This window comes from Streptomyces sp. NPDC052773, from assembly GCF_044547145.1.
Taxonomy (GTDB): domain Bacteria; phylum Actinomycetota; class Actinomycetes; order Streptomycetales; family Streptomycetaceae; genus Streptomyces.
This window is the reverse complement of record NZ_JBITZX010000006.1, coordinates 307,441-327,944: the sequence shown is the minus strand read 5'-3', so window position 1 is coordinate 327,944 and position 20,504 is coordinate 307,441. Positions and strand designations below refer to the sequence as shown.

Annotated in this window: 14 protein-coding genes and 1 riboswitch; of the genes, 7 read left to right on the top strand and 7 right to left on the bottom strand. The window is 73.8% G+C overall.

Going from position 1 to position 20,504, the window contains the following annotated elements; genetic code table 11:
- Positions 1-71: 71 nt before the first annotated feature.
- The 4 genes from ACIG0D_RS16590 to ACIG0D_RS16575 all read right to left on the bottom strand — a co-directional run bounded on the left by ACIG0D_RS16590 (position 72) and on the right by ACIG0D_RS16575 (position 6,318).
- Positions 72-1,109: a hypothetical protein gene (locus ACIG0D_RS16590; protein WP_399800923.1), complete on the bottom strand. Its 1,038-nt coding sequence runs from the start codon at positions 1,107-1,109 to the stop codon at positions 72-74.
- 200 nt (positions 1,110-1,309) lie between these two features.
- On the bottom strand, positions 1,310-2,473 hold the full coding sequence (locus tag ACIG0D_RS16585; protein ID WP_399800920.1) for a VWA domain-containing protein: 1,164 nt from the start codon (positions 2,471-2,473) through the stop codon (positions 1,310-1,312).
- Positions 2,470-5,037 carry a DUF5682 family protein gene (locus tag ACIG0D_RS16580; protein ID WP_399800918.1) on the bottom strand — a complete coding sequence of 856 codons (2,568 nt, stop codon included), beginning with the start codon at positions 5,035-5,037 and terminating at the stop codon, positions 2,470-2,472. Before ACIG0D_RS16580 ends, ACIG0D_RS16585 begins: the two co-directional genes overlap by 4 nt.
- A 144-nt stretch (positions 5,038-5,181) precedes the next feature.
- Positions 5,182-6,318, bottom strand: coding sequence for an AAA family ATPase (locus tag ACIG0D_RS16575; RefSeq protein WP_399800915.1), 1,137 nt, complete (start codon positions 6,316-6,318; stop codon positions 5,182-5,184).
- Positions 6,319-6,462: 144 nt separating this feature from the next.
- Here ACIG0D_RS16575 and ACIG0D_RS16570 point away from each other — a divergent pair, with 144 nt between their 5' ends.
- Positions 6,463-7,818 carry an SWIM zinc finger family protein gene (locus tag ACIG0D_RS16570; RefSeq protein WP_399800912.1) on the top strand — a complete coding sequence of 452 codons (1,356 nt, stop codon included), beginning with the start codon at positions 6,463-6,465 and terminating at the stop codon, positions 7,816-7,818.
- A gap of 107 nt (positions 7,819-7,925) precedes the next feature.
- A complete protein-coding gene (locus ACIG0D_RS16565; protein WP_399800909.1) occupies positions 7,926-9,578 on the top strand; it encodes a DUF5691 domain-containing protein in 1,653 nt (550 codons plus the stop codon).
- 332 nt (positions 9,579-9,910) lie between these two features.
- Here the strand turns inward: ACIG0D_RS16565 and ACIG0D_RS16560 are convergent, their stop codons facing one another.
- On the bottom strand, positions 9,911-10,327 hold the full coding sequence (locus tag ACIG0D_RS16560) for a cobalamin B12-binding domain-containing protein (RefSeq protein WP_399800907.1): 417 nt from the start codon (positions 10,325-10,327) through the stop codon (positions 9,911-9,913).
- A 482-nt stretch (positions 10,328-10,809) separates the two neighbouring features.
- Between ACIG0D_RS16560 and ACIG0D_RS16555 the strand changes: the two genes are divergently transcribed.
- Together ACIG0D_RS16555 and ACIG0D_RS16550 are read left to right on the top strand one after the other, a co-directional pair.
- Positions 10,810-11,748: an esterase/lipase family protein gene (locus ACIG0D_RS16555; protein ID WP_399800904.1), complete on the top strand. Its 939-nt coding sequence runs from the start codon at positions 10,810-10,812 to the stop codon at positions 11,746-11,748.
- Positions 11,749-12,009: 261 nt separating this feature from the next.
- Entirely contained in the window at positions 12,010-13,572 is a 1,563-nt protein-coding gene (locus tag ACIG0D_RS16550; RefSeq protein WP_399800901.1) for a peptidoglycan DD-metalloendopeptidase family protein, read from the top strand.
- Between the two features lie 58 nt (positions 13,573-13,630).
- Here ACIG0D_RS16550 and pcrA read toward each other — a convergent pair whose 3' ends face one another.
- Positions 13,631-16,102, bottom strand: a complete 2,472-nt coding sequence (gene pcrA / locus ACIG0D_RS16545) for a DNA helicase PcrA (protein ID WP_399800898.1) — start codon at positions 16,100-16,102, stop codon at positions 13,631-13,633.
- Between the two features lie 230 nt (positions 16,103-16,332).
- Positions 16,333-16,502, top strand: a riboswitch (cyclic di-AMP (ydaO/yuaA leader).
- 7 nt (positions 16,503-16,509) lie between these two features.
- Here pcrA and ACIG0D_RS16540 point away from each other — a divergent pair.
- On the top strand, positions 16,510-17,703 hold the full coding sequence (locus tag ACIG0D_RS16540) for an NlpC/P60 family protein (protein ID WP_399800895.1): 1,194 nt from the start codon (positions 16,510-16,512) through the stop codon (positions 17,701-17,703).
- 132 nt (positions 17,704-17,835) lie between these two features.
- Here the strand turns inward: ACIG0D_RS16540 and ACIG0D_RS16535 are convergent, their stop codons facing one another.
- Positions 17,836-18,189: a hypothetical protein gene (locus tag ACIG0D_RS16535; protein ID WP_399800893.1), complete on the bottom strand. Its 354-nt coding sequence runs from the start codon at positions 18,187-18,189 to the stop codon at positions 17,836-17,838.
- A gap of 460 nt (positions 18,190-18,649) precedes the next feature.
- On the opposite strand from ACIG0D_RS16535, the gene ACIG0D_RS16530 reads away from it, so the two are divergent.
- Together ACIG0D_RS16530 and ACIG0D_RS16525 are read left to right on the top strand one after the other, a co-directional pair.
- Positions 18,650-19,717 (top strand): NlpC/P60 family protein, encoded by a 1,068-nt coding sequence (locus tag ACIG0D_RS16530; protein ID WP_399800890.1) that lies wholly within the window; start codon positions 18,650-18,652, stop codon positions 19,715-19,717.
- 137 nt (positions 19,718-19,854) lie between these two features.
- Positions 19,855-20,487 (top strand): hypothetical protein, encoded by a 633-nt coding sequence (locus ACIG0D_RS16525; RefSeq protein WP_399800887.1) that lies wholly within the window; start codon positions 19,855-19,857, stop codon positions 20,485-20,487.
- The last annotated feature ends 17 nt before the right edge of the window (positions 20,488-20,504 follow it).

The following is a 20,504-nucleotide window of genomic DNA, read 5'->3' as shown; positions in this document are numbered from 1 at the left end:
GTGGGATCTCCGGGGTGGGTGGGCAGACCTGTTCCGCCCCCGCGCGGCAGGTCAGGCGGGGAAGGCCTGCCCTAGCCCGGGAATACGGGAATGTCCTGGTACCGGTCCCGCGACTCACCCGCGCCCGCCCAGGCGGCGACGCCGGGCAGGAGCCGCAGCGGAGCCGCCTGCTCCGCGGTCATCGCGTACGCGTCACCATGCCGCGAACCGCCGTTGTCCGCGGCCGTCCGGTTGCCGAGCACGCCGCTGTCGCCACCCGTGGGTGCGGGGTGGGCGGGGGCGTGATCGGTGCCGCGGGAGTCGCCGTGGGGGTCGCCGTGGGCGGGGGCCGACGCGGGGCCCGCCGCCGAGGCGGGGGTGGTGTGGGCCGTGGTGATCCGCTGGGGCCCGTGGTGTGGGGCCGGCTTCGGCTTGCCGGAGTCGGCCACCCGCGCGTCCGGCGCGTCCTCGCCCTCCTCCGAGACCGCCGGGGCCTGCGGCTCCGGCAGGGGGTGGGGGTGAGGGTCGGGGTGGGCGGGCGACGGGAGCGGAAGCGGATGCTCATCACCCGGTGCCGGAACGGTCTGCTCCGGGAACTGGGGCAGACCCGGCAGCGACGGATTCTCGGGGAGGCCGGGCAGCGAGGGGTTCTCGGGGAGGCCGGGCGGGCCGGGCAGGCCGGGCAGGCCGGGGAGTGAGGTCGGGCCGGGAAGTGAGGGCAGCGACGGCTTCGCCGTCTGACCGTCGGGCAGGCGCCCGGACACGGACGTCACCGCGTCCGACACGGGCTGCACGACATGCCCCGACACGCCCTCGACGACCGACTCGGCCCCGGAGAGCGGCTTGGCCTCGGAGAGCGGCTTGGCCTCGGAGAGAAGCTTGGTGTCGGTGGGCGGCTCGGTGTCCTCGGAGTCGGTGGGGAGCGAGGAGTCCGCGTCCGGCGCCGTCTTCGGCGTCGTCTCCGCCACCGCGTCCGCCACCGCGTCCCTGACCGCGGTCGTCGCCCCGAGCGGCGAACCCTCCGCCGCCTCGGCCCGCGCCCCGCAGACCGCCCCCAGCACGAACAACCCGCCCACCAGCAGGGCCAGCTGGAGCGCACGCCGCCCGGCCGCCGCGCGCAACACACGCACAGCGGCACCGGGCAGGGCTGCTGACCAAGTCAAGAGGGGGAGGTTCCTCCCGTGCGGCGGGACGAGACGGGACCGGGCATTCGGAGCCGGTGGGCGGCGTCGATCCTTGCACGGAACTCCCGAGGTTACGCAAGCCCCCTGTTACCGATGGGTAGTCATGTCCCCTTTCACCTATGCCTTCTCCACCGATTACCGGTTTCTCACACCGTGTCCGGTATCGGCAGCGGTCGCTTCTCGATCGCCGCCGCCATCACCTCCGGGAACAGATCGGGCGTGCAGGCGAAGGCCGGTGCGCCGAGCGCCGCCAGCGCCGCCGCGTGACCCCGGTCGTACGCGGGCGCCCCCTCGTCGGACAGCGCGAGCAGCGTCACGAACTGCACCCCCGACGCCTTCATCGCCGCGACCCGCTTCAGCATCTCGTCGCGTATCCCCCCTTCGTAGAGGTCGCTGATCAGCACGACCACCGTCTCCGTGGGCCGGGTGATCCGCGACTGGCAGTACGCGAGCGCCCGGTTGATGTCCGTGCCACCGCCCAGCCGGGTGCCGAACAGCACGTCGACCGGGTCGTCGAGCTGGTCGGTGAGGTCGACGACCGCCGTGTCGAAGACGACGAGCCGGGTGCTGATCGACCGCATCGACGCCAGCACCGCCCCGAACACCGAGGCGTGGACGACGGATGCCGCCATCGACCCCGACTGGTCGACACACAGCACGACGTCCTTCTTCACCGAGCGCGCCGCCCGCCCGTATCCGATCAGCCGCTCGGGCACGACCGTCCGGTGTTCGGGCAGGTAGTGCTTGAGGTTGGCCGCGATCGTGCGGTTCCAGTCGATGTCGTGGTGGCGCGGGCGCCGGACGCGGGCGCTGCGGTCGAGCGCGCCGGTCAGGGTGGCCCGGGTGCGGGTGGCGAGCCGCTTCTCCAGGTCGTCGACGACCTTGCGGACGACCGCCCGCGCCGTCTCCTTCGTCGCCTCCGGCATCGCCTTGCCTAGCGAGAGCAGCGTGCCGACGAGATGCACGTCGGCCTCCACCGCCTCCAGCATCTCCGGCTCCAGCAGCAGGGTGGACAGCCCGAGCCGGTCGATGGCGTCGCGCTGCATCACCTGGACGACGGAGGACGGGAAGTACGTCCGGATGTCCCCGAGCCACCGCGCCACGGCCGGCGCCGACGCCCCGAGCCCCGCCGCGCGTTCCCTGCCCGCCGCCGGTTTGTCCCCCTTCCCGTACAGCGCGGACAGCGCCCCGTCCATCGCGGCGTCCCGTCCGGCGAGGGCGTGTCCGGTGCCGTCGGCCGGGTCGCCGCCGAGCACCAGCCGCCACCGCCGCAGTCGCTCCCGAGCCGCGTCGCTCGGCTCCGTCGTCATGCGTCCACCTCCACAAACCGGTCGTCCTCGGCGCCGGCCGGCCTCCCGGCTTCGTCCGCGTCCAGGCCCAGCAGCAACCGCACCACCGGCACCACGGCATCGGCCCGCGCGAGGTCCGGTTCGGCGGCGAAGCCGGGGAGTCCGGTGCCCGTTCCGGCGACGCTCCCCCGCGCCCCGGGTCCACGCCGGACCAGCTCGCCGAGGGTTCTGCGCACCCCCGCCTCGTACGCGGAGAAGGTCCGCCGCAGCAGCGGCAGCACATCGGTGAACGCGTCCGCCGGCACCCGGGTCAGCCAGTCGTCGACCAGGGCGAGCAGCCGCTCGTCGTGCACGAGCAGCATTCCGCCACCGCCGCCCCCGACGAAGCCCTCGATCCACGCCGCCGCGTCGCCCGGCGGCGTCCCCGGCGACAACGCGAGCCCCATGAGCCGCGCCGCCTCGCGCGGATCCAGCACCCCGTCGTCCAGCAGCAGCCGCACCGCACGGCCCCGGATGACCCCGGGCACCCTGTCCCGCCCGGACAGCACCCGCAGCACGGCCTGCCAGCGTGGCCGCAGACCGACGCGGTCCGGGGGGAGGGAGGGATCGGCCGGTGCCGGGGCTGCGGGGGCGGGCGCCGACGCGGGCGGGTGGGCGACCGCCTCGACCTCGCCGAGCAGCCCCACCGCCCCGTGCACGGCGTCCAGATGGCGCCGCATCTCCTCCGCCGCGTCCGCGTCGAGCGCGGCGCAGGCCGGGGGCAGGCCGACGAAGACCCGCTCGGCGAGGCCCGCGGCGACCCCGGCCAGCGCCCGGGTGTCCGTGCCGCGCACATCGCCGTAGCGCAGGGCGCGGACCAAGGCCGGAAGCGCCTCGGCGAGACGGCCGACGTCGGTGTCGAGCGCCGCGCGGTCGGCGAGGATCCGCATCACCGCGGGCAGCGCGTCCGGCAGTTCGGCCGGCAGGCAGTGCTCGGCGAGCGCGGTCACCTCGGCGAGACTCTGGGCGGCGACGGCGTCGGCCTCCGCCTTGGCGGTCGCGGCGCCGAGCACCGTCGTCCCCCACACGCCCGCCTCGGCGACCCGCACCGCCAGCTCCGGCTCCCAGCGCAGCCGCCAGGTCTCCCGGAAGGTGCCGGTGCTGCCGCGCGAGACGGCCGGCTCGCCCCAGGGCACCCCCAGCAGCCGCAGCCGGTGCAGCAGCCGGCTGCGCCCGGCGTCGGTCTCCTTGCGCAGGTCCAGCTCCAGCTCGCGGTCCTGCGGCTCCGGTTTGAGCCGCAGTGCGCGCTGGAGCCGGGCGAGATCCCGCTGCAACGGCACCGCGGGCGCGCCCGGCGGCACCTCCCCCATGGCGTCGCCCACCACCAGCCGGTCCCGCACCAGCGCGAGCGGCACCTCCGAACCGTCGCACATCACCGCCCGTACGGCGTCGGTCGTCTCGCCCAGTCCGGGCAGCGGGCGGCCCCGCAGCGCGGCGAGCGTGTCCGCCAGCCGGACCGCCTCGATGACATGGGCCGCGGACACGATCCGGCCCTCCTCCCGCAGCAGCCCGGCCACCTTGGCCATCCACCGCTCGACCGGCCGGTCCGGCGCGGCGAACAGATGCCCGTACCACCCCGGCGAGTCGATGCCCGCCCCGTACCCGCCGGCCCTCGCGAGCCGGCGGTACGTCCACGGCACCCAGGTCAGGTCCGCCTTGACCTTGGGCAGCCCCTTCAGCAGCGCCCGGTCGGCCGCGACGGTGGGCCTCCGGCGCAGCGCCGGCACGTGCCAGGCACCGCAGACCACGGCCACACCGCCCCCGAACTCGCGCTGGGCGGCGCGCACCTGGAGCCGCATGTACGCCTCCCGCACGAGGTCCCGGTCGTGGCCCCCGCTGCCGTACACCTCCCGCACCGAGCCCATGGCCTCCTCCAGCGCGGCGAACGGCGCGAACGGGTCCCCCTCGTCGCCGACTCCCCGGTGCTCGACCACGTCCTCCCACCAGCGCTCCGGGTCGTCGTATCCGGCGATCCCGGCTAGCACCGCGAGCGGGTCGACCCGCATGTCGGCGCGGGGCGGGGAGGGCTCCGCGGCGGGCACGTCCACCGGGGTGTCCGCAGGCGCGTCCGCGGGCGGGTCCGCGGGCCCGTCCGCAGGTGCCTCCATGGGTGCGTCCGCGGACGGTTCCGGCGGGTCCGCCGTCTTCTGCCCGGCCGCCTCCGCGCCCCACGCGAGGGTGTGCGCGGCCGGCAGGTCGATGAAGCGGGCGGGGACGTCGTGGTCCAGAGCCCAGCGGAGGGCGACCCACTCCGGGGAGAACTCGGCCAGCGGCCAGAACGCCGACCGTCCGGGTTCGTCCACGGCGTGGGCGAGGAGGGCGACCGGCGGACGCATCTCCTCGTCGGCGGCGAGCGGAATCAGCGCGTCCGCCTCGGGCGGGCCCTCGATCAGCACCGCGCGGGGGAGCGCCGCGTCCAGCGCCGCCCGGACGGCCCGTGCCGAGCCGGGGCCGTGGTGCCGTACGCCGAGCAGCAGCGGCTCGGCGGCAGCGGCCCGCCCGCGCCTCTCCGCGCCGGCCCGTTCAGTCTCCTCGGCGCCTGGCATTCCGTCCCCCTCGCCGCCGCGGCCATCCCAGGTCGTCGTCGGACACCGCGCGGCCGGTCACCCCGTACGTCCCGCCGCCGGGTACGGCGTTCCATCCGCTGTCGTCGCCACCGTTGCCGCCGTCGCCGTTTCCGCCGTTGACGTTCACGCGCTCACCTCCCGGCACGCCCGGTAGAAATCGCTCCAGCCGTCGCGTTCGCGCACCACCGCCTCCAGGTACTCCTGCCAGACGACGCGGTCGGCCGCCGGGTCGCGGACGACGGCGCCGAGGATGCCCGCCGCGACGTCGCCGGGCCGCAGCACGCCGTCGCCGAAGTGGGCGGCGAGCGCGAGTCCGTTGGTGACGACGGAGATCGCCTCGGCGGTGGACAGCGTGCCGCTCGGCGACTTCACCTTCGTCCGGCCGTCGGCGGTGATCCCGTCGCGCAGTTCGCGGAAGACGGTCACGACGCGGCGGATCTCGTCGATGCCGTCGGGCACAGCCGGCAGGTCGAGGGAGCGGCCGATCTGGTCGACGCGCCGAGCGACGATGTCGACCTCGGCCTCGACGCTCTCCGGCAGCGGCAGCACCACCGTGTTGAAGCGGCGGCGCAGGGCGCTGGAGAGGTCGTTGACCCCGCGGTCGCGGTCGTTGGCCGTGGCGATCAGGTTGAAGCCGCGGACCGCCTGCACCTCCTGGCCCAGCTCCGGTATCGGCAGGGTCTTCTCCGACAGGATCGTGATGAGGGTGTCCTGCACGTCGGCCGGGATGCGCGTCAGTTCCTCGACGCGGGCCGTCATGCCCTCGGCCATCGCCCGCATCACCGGGCTGGGGACGAGCGCGTCGCGGCTCGGGCCGTGGGCGAGCAGCTGCGCGTAGTTCCAGCCGTAGCGGATCGCCTCCTCCGGTGTGCCGGCCGTGCCCTGCACCAGCTGCGTGGAGTCGCCGCTGACGGCCGCGGCCAGGTGCTCGGACACCCAGGTCTTGGCGGTGCCGGGCACGCCGAGCAGGAGCAGGGCGCGGTCGGTGGCGAGCGTGGAGACCGCGACCTCGACGATGCGGCGCGGGCCCACGTACTTCGGTGTGATCACCGTGCCGTCCGGCAGGGTGCCGCCGAGCAGGTAGGTCGCGACGGCCCACGGCGACAGCTTCCAGCGGGCCGGGCGCGGACGGTCGTCCTGAGCCGCCAGCGCCGCCAGCTCGTCCGCGAAGGCGTCCTCGGCGTGCGGACGCAACGCCTCGTCGGTCTCGCTCTCGGTCGGTTGCACGGATGCGGATGCGGATTCCACGGACACAGGCATGGCGAAGTCCCCCTCCAGCTCTGCCGGTTCGGTCTGGCATCAACCGTGCACCACGCCACTGACAATCCGTTCCGACCTGCGCAAACGCGCCTGCGGCGGTGCTCGCGGGGCCGATTGTCAGTGGGGGGATCTACCTTCGATGGCATGACTCAGCAGGGGGTGCGCTGGACGGCGGACCAGGTGCTGGCACTGGCACCTGATCGGGCGTCACGCAGAGCGGGCGGCAGGCTCGGGGCGGCCGGGCCGTGGTCCGGGACGGGGACGGACGAGGGGACGGTGTGGGGGCTGTGCGAGGGAAGCGGGAGCAGGCCGTACCGGACGGTCGTGGATGTCGCGGACGCGTCGGGTCCGGCGTACGAGTGCAGTTGCCCGAGCCGGAAGTTGCCGTGTAAGCACGCGCTGGGACTGCTGTTGCTGTGGTCGGGTGGGGAGGTCCCGCAGGCGCCGGGGCAGGCACCGGGCTGGGCCGCGGCGTGGTCGGCGGGGAGAAGGGAGCGTGCGGCGGGGCAGCGGACGGCGGACGCGGGCGGCACCCCCTCGTCCGGCCCGGCCGATCCGGAGGCGGCGCGGCGCCGGGCGGAGCGCCGGGCCCAGCGGATCACCGCGGGCGCGACGGAGCTGGAGCAGCGGCTGGCGGACCTGCTGCGCGGCGGCCTGGCCACGGCCGACGAGGCGGGGTACGGCCTGTGGGAGGAGACGGCGGCCCGGATGGTCGACGCCCAGGCCCCGGGGCTCGCCGCGCGTGTGCGGGAGCTGGGGGCGATCCCGGCGTCCGGGCCCGGCTGGCCGGTGCGTCTGCTGGAGGAGTGCGCGCTGCTGCACCTCCTCGACCAGGGCTGGCTGCGCCGTGAGCGGCTGCCGGACGACCTGGCGGCGACGGTCCGCTCCCGCGTCGGCCTGACCGCCCCGGCGGACGGCCCGCCGGTCCGCGACCGCTGGCTGGTCCTCGCCCGGTACGACGTGGCGGACACCCGTCTGACCACCCGCCGCATCTGGCTGTACGGGGCGCGGTCGCACCGCACCGCGCTGCTCCTGTCGTACGGCGCCGCGGGCCGCGCCCCGGACCTGGCGCTGCCGGTCGGGCTCGCCCTGGAGGCGGAGCTGTCCGCCTATCCGGGCGCCGGCCGGCTGCGGGCGGCCCTCGGCGAGCAGTTCACGCCACCCGAGCCGACGGCGATACGCCCGCCGGGGGTGACGACGAGCGAGGCGGCGGCCCGTTACGGCGAGGCGCTGCGGGACGACCCGTGGCTGGACGCGGTCCCGGTGACCCTGGACCGGGTCGTGCCGGTCCCGGACGGCGACTCCTGGCAGCTGGCGGACGCGGACGAGGACACGGCCCTGCCGCTGACCCCCTCGGCACGGTCCCGGCCGGGCCTGTGGCGTCTGGTCGCCCTCTCGGGCGGAGCCCCGGTGACGGTCTTCGGCGAGTGCGGCCACCAGGGCTTCACCCCGCTGACCGCCTGGCCGCAGGGGGCGGGCGAGGCGGTGCCGCTGCACTGACCGACGCCTTGACTCTCCCCAGGCGTGCATCCGTCCCACGCCGAGGGACACCCGCCCACGCATGCCCCGTCCGCCCCTCCGACCCGCGCTCGGCCGAAAGGAACCTCGTGACCAGGACTTCCACTCCCGCGCCGGCGCCCGCCCCGGGCGCCTGGGAGGAGCTCGTCACCGCCGCGCTGCTCGGCACGGAGCGGCGTACGCCACCCGGCGTCGCCCCCGGCCCGCAGGCACCGGCGGCGCTGCTGGACGCGGCCGCGGTGGAGACCGTACGGCGCCGTGCCGGGCTGCGCCCCGCGCGGGCGGCCCGGCGTCCGGAGCCGGCGCCCGAGGACCCGCGGCCCGCGCTGCCCGCGGCGGCGGCGCGCAGACTCGCGATGCTGCTGGCCGACCGGCCCGGCACGGCGGGCGGCGGACGCAGAGGCACGGCACCGGATCTGATGGAGCTGCTGCCCCAGTGGCTGGCCATGGCCAACGCCCATGGTTTCGCGGCACCCCCGCAGGCGCTGCCCGCGCTGCTGGACGCCGCCCGGGGGCGGACGGATCTGCGGCCGGCGGCGCTGAGGTTCGCCGGCCCGCGCGCCCTGTGGCTCGCCTGGCTCAACCCGGACTGGCGGTTCGCGCTGCGCGCGGCACCGGGCGGTGACGCGGCGCTTCCCCGGCCGGAGGAGACGGACCGGGTGCAGCGGCTGTGGCAGGAGGGCCTGTTCGCGGAACGGGTCGCCCTGCTGGCGGCCATACGCGCGCAGGACCCGGCCGCCGCCCGTGAACTGCTGGCCGATACCTGGCCGGCGGAACGCGCCGAGGACCGGCTGATGTTCCTGGACTCGCTGCGCACCGGACTCGGCCCGGACGACGAACCCTTTCTCGAGCAGGCGCTCGCCGACCGCAGCCGCAACGTCCGGGCGACGGCGGCGGAACTGCTGTCCGCGCTGCCGGGTTCGGCGCTCGCCGGGCGCATGGCCGTGCGCGCTGCGGCCTGCGTCGCCGTCGACCACACCGGGGACGGTCCGCGACTGGTCGTCGAGGCACCCCACGAGTGCGACGCGAGCATGGAGCGCGACGGTGTGATCGCCAAGGCACCCATGGGGCGGGGTGAACGGTCGTGGTGGCTGGGTCAGTTGGTGGAGGCGGCATCACTCGCGACCTGGCCCGCGCGGCTGGGCGGCCGGACGCCGCGGGAGATCCTGGCCCTGCCGGTGGCCGACGACTGGCGGAGCGAGCTGCACGCGGCCTGGTGCCGGGCGGCCGTGCGGCAGCGGGACGCCGAGTGGTCGCGGGCGCTGCTCGGTACGCCGTCGTCGCCCGAGGCGGGCGGCCCGGGGGCGGTGTCCCTCGCCGAGCGCGCCAAGCTGCTGTCCACGCTGAGCGCGGAGGAACGGGCCGAGTGGGTGGCCGGGTTCATCGCGGCACACGGCCTGTCGGAGGCGTTCCAGCTGCTCGGCGTGTGCGCGGTGCCGTGGGCCCCGCCGCTGGGGCGGGCGGTCGTCGACGCGCTCAACATCGCCCGCGACGCGGGGAGTTACCCATGGAGTTTCAGTGGCGTGATGGGACTGGCCGAGCGCTGCCTGGACCCGTCCGAGGCGAGCCGCCTCGACGCCCTCGTGGCGGCACCGGAGGAAGCGGAAGACGCCTCGCCGGGGGCGGGTGGGTACTGGGCCGAGGCGTTCCAGCGCCTGGTGACCACCCTGCGGCTACGGGCCGCGATGGCCGAGGAGCTGAGCCAGGGACCGGCCGGCGCGCCGAGCCCGAAGGGCACCTGAGCGCGAGGCGGGTTGACGGCGCGAGCGGGGGCGCGGGCCGGGGAGCGGCGACCACCGGGCGGCGACTCGGCCGCCCGACGCGACCGCGCGGGGAACCCGCCCTGGGTGCAGGCGGCGGTGCCTACGCAACCGGCGGCACTGATGCAACCGGCGGCACAGACGCAACGTGCAGCCCAGACGCAACCGATGACACAGACGCAACCCATGGCACAGCCGGCACCGACCACACCGAAGCCACCGGAGACAGGGACTGCGCCCCAGGCACCGAAGGCGCCCCGCGAACCCGAGGCATTCACGGCACCCGCCGCACCCGCACCCCAATCGCCGAAGGCCTACGCCCCGGCCGGCTGCCGTACGTTCGCCCGCACCCACTCCACGATCGACGCCGTCGTCGCACCGGGCGTGAAGATCTCGGCGACGCCCTTCTCCTTCAGCGGCGGGATGTCGCCCTCGGGGATGATCCCGCCGCCGAAGACCAGGATGTCCGCCGCGTCGCGCTCCTTGAGCAGGTCGATCACCGCAGCGAACAGCGTGTTGTGCGCGCCGGAGAGGATGGACAGGCCGATCGCGTCGGCGTCCTCCTGGATCGCGGTGTCGACGATCTGCTCGGGAGTCTGGTGGAGCCCGGTGTAGATGACCTCCATACCGGCGTCGCGCAGCGCCCGCGCGATCACCTTGGCCCCCCGATCGTGGCCGTCGAGCCCCGGCTTGGCGACCACCACGCGGATCGGACCGGCTGCCACACCCATCACTGCCTCCATGAAGCGACTACATCCATCCGTACCGACAAGTACCGCACACATGACACATGCCGTACATGTGGCGCGTATCACACATTCGTTGCGCGCGTACCGCGCGGTCCGCCGCCCACCGTCCGGGGGCGCCACCACGGCACGGACACCCCCGTCCCGCACCGACCGGGGAAGTGAACGAACGTTATCGCCAGCATCCCGCAACCGGCAGTTTCGCGGTGGAGAGCGAGGGGGAAATCACACGTGGGACACATTCGCAGCGCACCGTTCCGAGCCCTCGCGGCCCACGCGCCGCATCAGCCGAGGCCCCACGGGCCGGCCCGGGACCCTGCGCGACGGGAGCCGCCAGGAGCACGCCCCGCCATCGCGCCGCAGGCCGCGCGGCCCGGAGGTGGGGCCCTCCTCGAGAGCCGCGCGGCATCCCTCACCAGCACACGGGGGACAGCGCCGTCCTCCGGCGTGCCGACAGGAGGTCGGCCATGAAGGCCTTACAACTCACCCGGGCACTCCCGCCCCTCCCGCCACTTCCTCTCCCTTCTCTCCCCCTCCCTCTCCCGCCGTTCCCTTCACTGGCCCTCCCCCCGCTGTGCCGACGCTTCCTCCCCGGCGGCCTGACCGGACTCTCCGCCGCCCTGCTGAAAGCGACCGCCCTGGAGGTCGCGATCCTCGCGGGCCACCTGCTGCTCTACCCGTCCGGCATCACCCAGGAGCGACGGCTCCCCTCCGCACCCGCACCGGACCCGGGGACGACACCACGACTGCCGACGCCGACCCGTCCCCCGGTCGTGCTGCTGCACGGCTTCATCGACAACCGCTCCGTGTTCGTCCTGCTACGCCGCAGCCTTGCCCGGCACGGCGGGCAGCGGGTCGAATCGCTCAACTACTCACCGCTGACCTGTGACATCCGCACCGCCGCCGCACTGCTCGGCCGGCACATCGAGGAGATCTGCGAACGCGCGGGCAGCGAACGCGTGGACATCGTCGGCCACAGCCTCGGCGGCCTGATCGCGCGGTACTACGTCCAGCGGCTCGGCGGCGACCGACGGGTGCGCGCCCTGGTCACGCTCGGCACCCCGCACGCCGGCACCCGGGTCGTACGGCTGGCCAACGCCCATCCGATCGTGCGGCAGATGCGCCCCGGCTCCGAGGTGATCGAGGAACTGGCCGCGCCCGCGCCCGGCTGCCGTACGCGGTTCGTCAGCTTCTGGAGCGACCTCGACCATGTGATGGACCCGCCGGAGGCCGCCCGCCTCGACCACCCGGACCTGTCCGCGCGGAACGTACGGGTGACCGGGATCGGCCATCTCGCCCTGCCCGTCCACCCGGCCGTCGCGTCCGCGATACGCCAGGCCCTGGACCTGGTGCACCAGGCGGGGGCGGACACCGCACCGCACACCGACGAGGTGACGGTGGCCTGAGCACGGCGGCGACCGAAGCGGCCTTCAACGCCCCGTCAGCACAGCCGTTTCAGCGGCGCCGGACAGCAGCCGGACAGCGACCGGGCATCGAACACTCTTCGAACACAAAGCCAAAGTCGTGCCCGCCCTCCCCCGAAACACGGCCGAATGCCCGTTTCCCGTCGGCACGAAACCTGCCGAAGATTGTCGTGCCCGCGTACCGCCGGGTACAGTCGCCGCACTGCTCTGGCAGCCCCTGTTGTCGAGGCGAAAGAGAAGTTGGTGAACGACCGTCACCCGTCGGGGAGCATGACCACCCCGGCCCCGGCTTCCGACGCCGCCTCGGCGCACTACGCGTCGTACGGCACCCAGGAAGCCCACTACGGGGACTTCACCACATACGGCGGCCATCAGGCCAACGGTTTTGACACCGGCGGCCACCCCACCGCCACCACGACCTTCCAGGCCGACCCCCTGTTCGGCGACATGACCGGCGGCCACGACACGGGCGCGTACGACAGCTCCCAGTGGTCCACCGGCAGTCACGACACCCTGAACCAGGACCCGTACGCGGCCCAGCACCACACCGCCTACGAGACCGGCGCCTACGACACCACCGCCTGGACCACCGGCTACCAGCAGCTCGCCGGCATCCCGCACCAGACCGCCGCGCCCGACACCAGCGGCCAGTGGGACGCGAGCGCCTGGCTCCAGCCCGAGCAGACCGGCGGCCCCGCCGACCAGACGCAGCAGTGGGAGTGGGGCACGCAGGCCTTCGACACCGGGGCGTACGACGCCACGCAGTGGAACACCGCCGGCGGCGACACCGAGCAGCAGGGCACCGCCACCTTCGAGCAGGTGACGTACGAGGAACCCGCGGCCTACGACGAGTCCGCTTCGTACGACGAGACCGCGTCGTACGAGGAGACCGCCGGCTACGACCCGGCCGGTCACGAGGGCGGAACCGCCTACGAGGAGACCGGGCAAACCGTTCCGCCGCAGGACGGCCTGACCGCCACCGGTGAACTCCCCGCCGTCGAACTCCTCGACGACCAGGAGGAGGTCACCCCCGCGCCCGCCCCGCGCGCGGCCTCCCGCAGCGGCTCCCGCTCCCGCCGCCGTACGCCCGCCAAGCGCTCCGCGCTGCTGACGGTGGCCGTTCCCTCGGCGTGTGTCATGGGTGTCGCGGGCATCGCCGCCGCCTCCGTCGGCACCTTCTCCGCCGAGGACGCCCAGGAGTCCTCGACGACCGCGGCCGACGCCCAGCCGGTGAAACCCTCCACGGCCAACAACAAGCTCGACACCCAGCTGGAGAGCCTCTCCGCCGAGGCGGACGACTTCGCCGACCGGGCCAGCCGCACCCAGGAGCGCATCGACCTCAAGGCGCAGCAGGAAGCTGAGCGCAAGCGGGCCGCCGAGGAGGCCGCCCGCAAGGAACGGCTCCGCCCGAAGTTCGCCCTCCCGGTCGCCCAGCACGGGCTCAGCGCCTACTACGGCCAGTCCGGCATCAACTGGATGTCGCTGCACACCGGCATCGACTTCCCCGTCTCGTACGGCTCGACCGTGATGGCCGCGACCGACGGCACCGTCCGCACGGAGTGGAACAGCGCCTACGGCAACATGATGATCGTGACCGCGAAGGACGGCACGGAGACCTGGTACTGCCACCTCTCCAGCTACCGCGTGGCCTCCGGTACGACGGTCAAGGCCGGTGACCCGATCGCGTACTCCGGGAACTCCGGCAACTCCACCGGCCCGCACCTGCACTTCGAGGTCCGCCCGGGCGGTGGCGCGGCCATAGACCCGCTGTCCTGGCTGCGCAGCCACGGCCTGGACCCGACGTAGTCAGCGCACTCCCGAGTGAGCCCCCGCCCGTCCGGCGGGGGCTTTCCCGTGGCACCGGCTACAGCTTCTCCACCGGCGCGTAGCGCAGCAGCAGCCGCTTCGGCTTGGCGTCGCCGAAGTCGATCGTCGCCTCGGCGTTGGCGCCCGTGCCCTTGACCCCGACGACGGTGCCGAGCCCGAACTGGTCGTGCGTGACGCGGTCGCCGACGGCCAGGGACACCACCGGCTTCTCCGCGGTGCGGCGGGTGGCGAACCCGCCGGACGCCGACGAGCGTGAACGGGACGACGACAGGGAGGCCGCCACGCCCGACACCGGTCCCGCCGGGGCCGCGACGGCGCCGGTGCGCTTCCAGTCGACGTACGCCGCCGGGATCTCCTCCAGGAAGCGGGACGGCGGGTTGTACTGCGGCTGGCCCCAGGCGCTGCGCATCGAGGACCGGGTGAGATACAGCCGCTCCCGCGCGCGCGTGATGCCCACGTACGCCAGGCGGCGCTCCTCCTCCAGCTCCTTGGTCTGGCCGAGGGCGCGCATGTGCGGGAAGACGCCGTCCTCCATGCCGGTGAGGAAGACGACCGGGAACTCCAGGCCCTTGGCGGTGTGCAGGGTCATCAGGGTGATGACGCCGTCGCCGTCCTCCTCGTCGGGGATCTGGTCGGAGTCGGCGACCAGCGCGACCTGCTCCAGGAAGTCGGCGAGCGTGCCGGTCTCCCCCTCGCCGCGCTCCTGTTCGAACTCCAGGGCGACGGCGGCGAGTTCCTGGAGGTTCTCGATCCGGGTCTCGTCCTGCGGATCGGTGGAGGCCTGCAACTCGGCGAGATAGCCGGTGCGTTCGAGCACCGCCTCCAGGATGGTCGCCGGTCCGGCGCCGGACTCGACGATCGTGCGCAGCTCCTCCATCAGCGCGTTGAACCGCTTGACCGCGTTGGTGGACCGCGCGGCCATGCCGTACGCCTCGTCGACGCGCTTGAGCGCCTGCGGGAAGCTGATCTTCTCGCGCTGGGCGAGCGCGTCGATCATGGCCTCCGCGCGCTCCCCGATACCGCGCTTGGGCACGTTCAGGATGCGGCGCAGCGGGACCGAGTCCTCGGGGTTGGCGAGGACGCGCAGGTAGGCCAGGACGTCCCGGACCTCCTTGCGCTCGTAGAAGCGGACGCCGCCGACGACCTTGTAGGGCAGGCCGACGCGGATGAAGACCTCTTCGAAGACACGGGACTGGGCGTTGGTGCGGTAGAAGACGGCGACGTCGCCGGCCTTCGCCTCGCCCGCGTCCGTGAGGCGGTCTATCTCGTCGGCGACGAACTGGGCCTCGTCGTGCTCGGTGTCTGCGACGTACCCGGTGATGCGGGCGCCCTGGCCGGCGTTGGTCCACAGGTTCTTGGGGCGGCGGGACTCGTTGCGCTCGATGACCGCGTTGGCGGCGGAGAGGATCGTCTGGGTGGAGCGGTAGTTCTGCTCCAGCAGGATCGTCGTCGCGTCCGGGTAGTCCTCCTCGAACTGGAGGATGTTGCGGATGGTCGCGCCGCGGAAGGCGTAGATCGACTGGTCGGCGTCACCGACGACGCACAGCTCGGCGGGCGGGAGGTCGGCCTCGCTCGGCGGGACGTCCTCGTCGTGCTCGCCGGTGCCGACCAGCTCGCGGACCAGGGCGTACTGCGCGTGGTTGGTGTCCTGGTACTCGTCGACCAGGACGTGGCGGAAGCGGCGGCGGTAGTGCTCCGCCACGTCCGGGAAGGCGCGCAGCAGGTTGACCGTCGTCATGATCAGGTCGTCGAAGTCGAGGGCGTTCGCCTCGCGCAGCCGCGACTGGTAGAGGGCGTAGGCCTGGGCGAGGGTCTTCTCGAAGCCGTCGGAGGCCTGGGCGGCGAAGTCCTCCTCGTCGATCAGCTCGTTCTTCAGGTTGCTGATCTTGGCGCTGAAGGACTTGGGCGGGAAGCGCTTGGGGTCGAGGTCCAGGTCGCGGCAGACCAGGGCCATCAGGCGCTTGGAGTCGGCGGCGTCGTAGATGGAGAACGACGAGGTGAAGCCGAGCTTCTTGGACTCGCGGCGCAGGATGCGCACGCACGCGCTGTGGAAGGTCATCACCCACATCGCGTTCGCGCGCGGGCCCACCAGTTGCTCGACGCGCTCCTTCATCTCGCCCGCGGCCTTGTTGGTGAAGGTGATCGCGAGGATCTGGCCCGGGTGCACGCCCCGCTCGGCCAGCAGGTAGGCGATGCGGTGGGTGAGCACGCGGGTCTTGCCCGAGCCGGCGCCGGCCACGATGAGCAGGGGGGAGCCGGAGTGGACGACGGCGGCGCGCTGGTTGTCGTTCAGGCCCTCCAGGAGGGCGGCCGAGTCGACCGCCGGCCGGGGAGCACCGTCGCGGTAGTAAGCGTCCCGGTCCGGCGGCACGTCGAACTTCCCGCCGAACAGATCGTCCGGAAGCGACTCCGGAACGTGATCGTCCTCGGGCGGCGGCGGGGGCTCCTCCTCGTGCCCGCGAGGGGCCCGGAGGTCCGCCAGGAAGCTGTCGTCAAAGAGGCTGCTCATCGCTCTCCGAGTCTAGGGTGCCCCACTGACAACCGAGGGCCGCCCGGAGAACATCACAACGGCCTTCGGCCGACACACGCCGTTCAGGTTCGGCCACGGCCTGCGACGCCGCCCGGAAGGTCACGAAAATGTATCGGGCATATCACCCACCAACCTTCACAGCAGCCACACGAGTTGGCTACCGTTCCGCGCAGGCCGTACGACCTCCTACCGGCGAACGTCGCCGGGCCGCGCGGCCTCCGCCGAGTCCGGCGCGCCCGCACAGCGGCCGGAGCCGGGGACCCAACCGACTCTGGGGTGAATCGGCCCTCCCCCCTTGGGGAGGGGCTGTAGGGCAACCCTTCCTCACGACCCGCCCGAACCCGACAGCTAACCCGGTAGGCGGCCCATGGAAGGAGTCGCCTCCCTTGGCGTCGCACCGCAAGTCCCGTCCCACCCCGCGCGTGGCCGGCATACGCACCCCCGCCCTCGCCACCGCGGCCCTCACCTCCGTGGCCCTGCTGTCGCAGACCGCCGACGCCGCCCCGTCGGCCGACGAGAAGCCGAGCCTCGAGGAGGTCGAGAAGAAGGTCGACGATCTCTACCGCCAGGCGGAGTCGGCGACCGAGAAGTACAACGCGGCCAAGGAGAAGACCGCCAAGCAGCGCAAGCGGGTCGACACCCTCCTCGACGACGTCGCCCAGCGGGCCCAGAAGCTCAACGAGGCCCGCGAGGAGCTGGGCTCCTACGCCGCGGCCCAGTACCGCACCGGCGCCGCCGCGCCCGGCACCGCGACCCTGCTGCTCGCGGACTCGCCGCAGGACTACTTCGACCGGACCCACCTGATGGACCGGCTGACCAGCCGCCAGAAGGAATCGGTCGACGACTACTTCGCCCAGCAGTCCGAGACGATGAAGAAGCGCCAGGAGGCCGCCGAGAGCCTTCAGACGCTCACCGAGTCCCAGGCCGACCTGAAGGCGGCCAAGGCGACCGTCCAGAAGAAACTCGCCACCGCGCGGGAGCTGCTGTCGCGGCTGACCGCCGAGGAGAAGGCGCGGCTCGCGGCGATCGAGAAGCGCGAGCAGGAGGAGGCGGCGCGCAAGGCCGCGGAGCTGGCCCGGCAGCAGGCGGAGGAGCAGCGGCGGCGGGAACGGGAAGAGGAAGAGCAGGCGGCGACGGCCCCGCAGGAGGACACGGGCGGCCCTTCGACCTCACCCTCCGCCGGCACCGGCGAGACCGCCGCCCCGGCCGACTCCACGTACGCCGCCAAGGCCGAGAAGGCGATCGCCTTCGCCCGCGCCCAGATCGGCAAGCCGTACGTCTGGGGCGCCACCGGCCCGGACTCGTACGACTGCTCCGGCCTCACCCAGGCCGCCTGGAAGGCCGCGGGCGTCACCCTCCCGCGCACCACCTACGACCAGGTGAACGCCGGCACCGCGGTCCCGCTGTCCGCCGCCCTCCCCGGTGACCTGGTCTTCTTCTACGACGACGTCACCCACGTGGGCATCTACATCGGCAACGGGATGATGATCCACGCGCCGAAGCCCGGGGCGTACGTCCGGGAGGAGTCGGTCTACTACGACGGCGAGTCGTCGATCCACAGCGTGGTGCGCCCGGCCTGAGGCGGGGTGGGGGCGCGGAGGCACGGCGAGGGCGCGGGGGGGTCCGGGCGGGCGCCCGGGTCCGGGAGCGCGCGGGGCGCACGCGCATGAGGTGCGCCCCTTCGGCCGCCCGGCCACCCGGGCGCGCCGGGATCAGGTCCAGAGCACCGCGATGAAGATGTTCGCGGTGGTCAGCAGGCCCACCAGCCCGAAGAGGCCCTTGCCCACCTTCTCCTCGTCCCGCTTCACGTAGACCAGACCGAGGATCACGATCAGCAGGGCCAGCTTCACGCCGATCTTGATGTTGTTCACCGTCTGGTCGTCGGCCTGGTTGAGGCCGACCAGGATCACGCCGGTGACCAGCATCGTCAGCGCGCCGTGCAGCATCGCCGGGACGAAGCGGGCGGTGCCCTGGCCCATCGCCTTCATCTGGGTGAGGAAGCCGCCGAGGAGCGAGGCGATGCCGATGATGTGCAGGCCGACGAAGAGATGGATGAGTACGTCCATGGGGCCGGAGCCTAACGAGGCCCTCCCCCGCCACCCGACACCGGCCCGTCACTGCGGCGCAGGGAGAGGCGGGCGCACAGGCAGGGGCCTCAGGGCGAGGGCGGGCGCACATACCCGGGCGCACATATCCGGCGCATAAATGCGGCCCATAGCATCCTGCTCCGCTCCCCCGTCCCGGTTTCGTCACTTCGGTCAGCACACTGCGTGATCCGGGCAGCCCCGCAGAAACGTCACGGTCACATACGGTCACCCGACAGCCCGCTCCCGTCACTTCCGTACTTCTCGCCACCGCTCGGACATATCGGGGCCTAGCGTCCTCCCCCAGGCGTCCGGCTCCCCACCGCCGCCCGGGCCTGGGGCGGCAGCCGGACGTCTCCGCCGAGAAGGTCCGGCGGCGGATCCGCTCCCCTGTGGGAAACCGCCGCCGGACCGCGGCCGAAGGGAAGGACGTGCAGACCACGTGGCAGCCCACCGCAAGTCCCGGCATCGCTCGGCCGGCGGTCATCGGGCCCGTACGGCGGCGGCCATCGCGCTCGCGGGCGCGGCGACCGCGACGGCCTTCGACGGGACGGGGCACGCCGAGCCCGAGCCGACACCGGCGCAGGTGAAGGCCACGGTCGACAAGCTGTACCAGGAGGCCGAGGTGGCCACCGAGAAGTACAACGGCGCCAAGGAGAAGGCCGACGCGGCCCAGCGGCGGCTCACGACCCTCCAGGACGAGGCGGCCCGGAAGGCGGAGGACCTGAACTCGGCGCGGGAAGCCCTCGGGTCCTTCGCCGCGGCGCAGTACCGCCGCGGCAGCCTGCCCCCGGCGCTGCACCTGGCGCTGTCGGACGACCCCGACCGGTACCTCGACGGCGCCTCGTTCGCCGAACGGGCCGGTGACCGCCGGTCGGCCGCCGTGGCCCGCGTCCGCGAGCAGCTGCGGGAGATCGAGCAACTGCGCGGCGCAGCGCGGATCGAGCTGGCCGCCCTCACCTCACGCCGGGCGGAGCTGAAGCGGCACAAGAAGACGATCACCGGCAAGCTCGACACGGCCCGGCGCCTGCTGTCCCGGCTGACGGCCGAGGAACGGGCACGGCTCGCCGGGGAGAGCCCGGGCACGGGGCGTGCCTCACGCGCCGGGACGACCGGACGGCACCGTCTCGCGGCTCCGGGCAGCCCGGTTGCGGCCCCCGACTCCCGCGCGGCGGCGGCCGTCTCCTACGCCTACTCCAAGCTCGGCAGCCCCTACGTCTGGGGCGCCACCGGACCCGACGCCTTCGACTGTTCGGGCCTGGTGCAGGCCGCGTACCGCTCCGCCGGCGTCTCCCTGCCCCGCACCACCTACGCCCAGATCGGCGCCGGCCGCCGCGTCACCCGCTCCGAACTCCTCCCGGGTGACCTGGTGTTCTTCTACTCCGGCGTCAGCCACGTGGGCATCTACGTCGGCAACGGGCAGATGGTCCATGCGCCCAACCCCTCCGCTCCCGTACGGGTCGCGCCCATCGACGAGATGCCGTTCGCGGGGGCCACCCGCGTGGTGTGAGACCCGCGTGGCGTGAGAAGGGCCCCGCGGCCGGGGACCGGCATGGCATGAGCACGGCGGCACGGTAGCGTCGGGCAGCGAAGCGGTGGTGCCCCGCTTCCCGCGCCCACGCAGGTCCGTTCGCTCAGAAGGTCCCGATGCCCCGCTCCCCTCTGCCCCCGCCACCGCCTCCGCCCCACATCCGGACCTGGCCGGACCGCGCCGCGATGCTGGCCGACCGGGGGCGGGCGCTGGAGGAGCTGCGCCGCCGCAGCCTGGGGGTGCACCGGGTGCTGCTGCTGTGGCTGCTGGCGCTCGCGGCCGTGATCGGCTGGTCACTGCTCGTCCTGCCGATCCAGCAGTTCGAGGAGAAGGACCCGCTCGGCTTCGTCCTGGGCCCGATCTTCGCGGTCCTCGGTCTGGCCTCCCTCGTCCCCTCCGTCGTCGCGGTGGTCCTCGCCATCCGCCGCGACCAGCGGATCCGGGAACTCATCGACGCCTGGCTGGCCCTGGACAGCCACCCGCCGACCGACACCCGGCTGCGCTCCCCCGCCCTCAGCCTCTTCTGGATGCTCTCCTCCCTGGTGGTCTGCGCGATCGGCCTGTGGGCGTCCTTCGCTACGGCGGCCCGGGCGGAACCCGGCCGGTCGGCCTACGGCGACGTCGTGCTCGGCATGGGCATCGGCATGATCCTCTGGCTGACCGGGCTGATCGGCGTGGTCAAGGCCGTACGGCACTACCGGTGGGCGCTACGCGTGCTGGGACCGGCGCCCCGGTCGCCGCACCGCTGACGGCCGGGAGGCGGCGC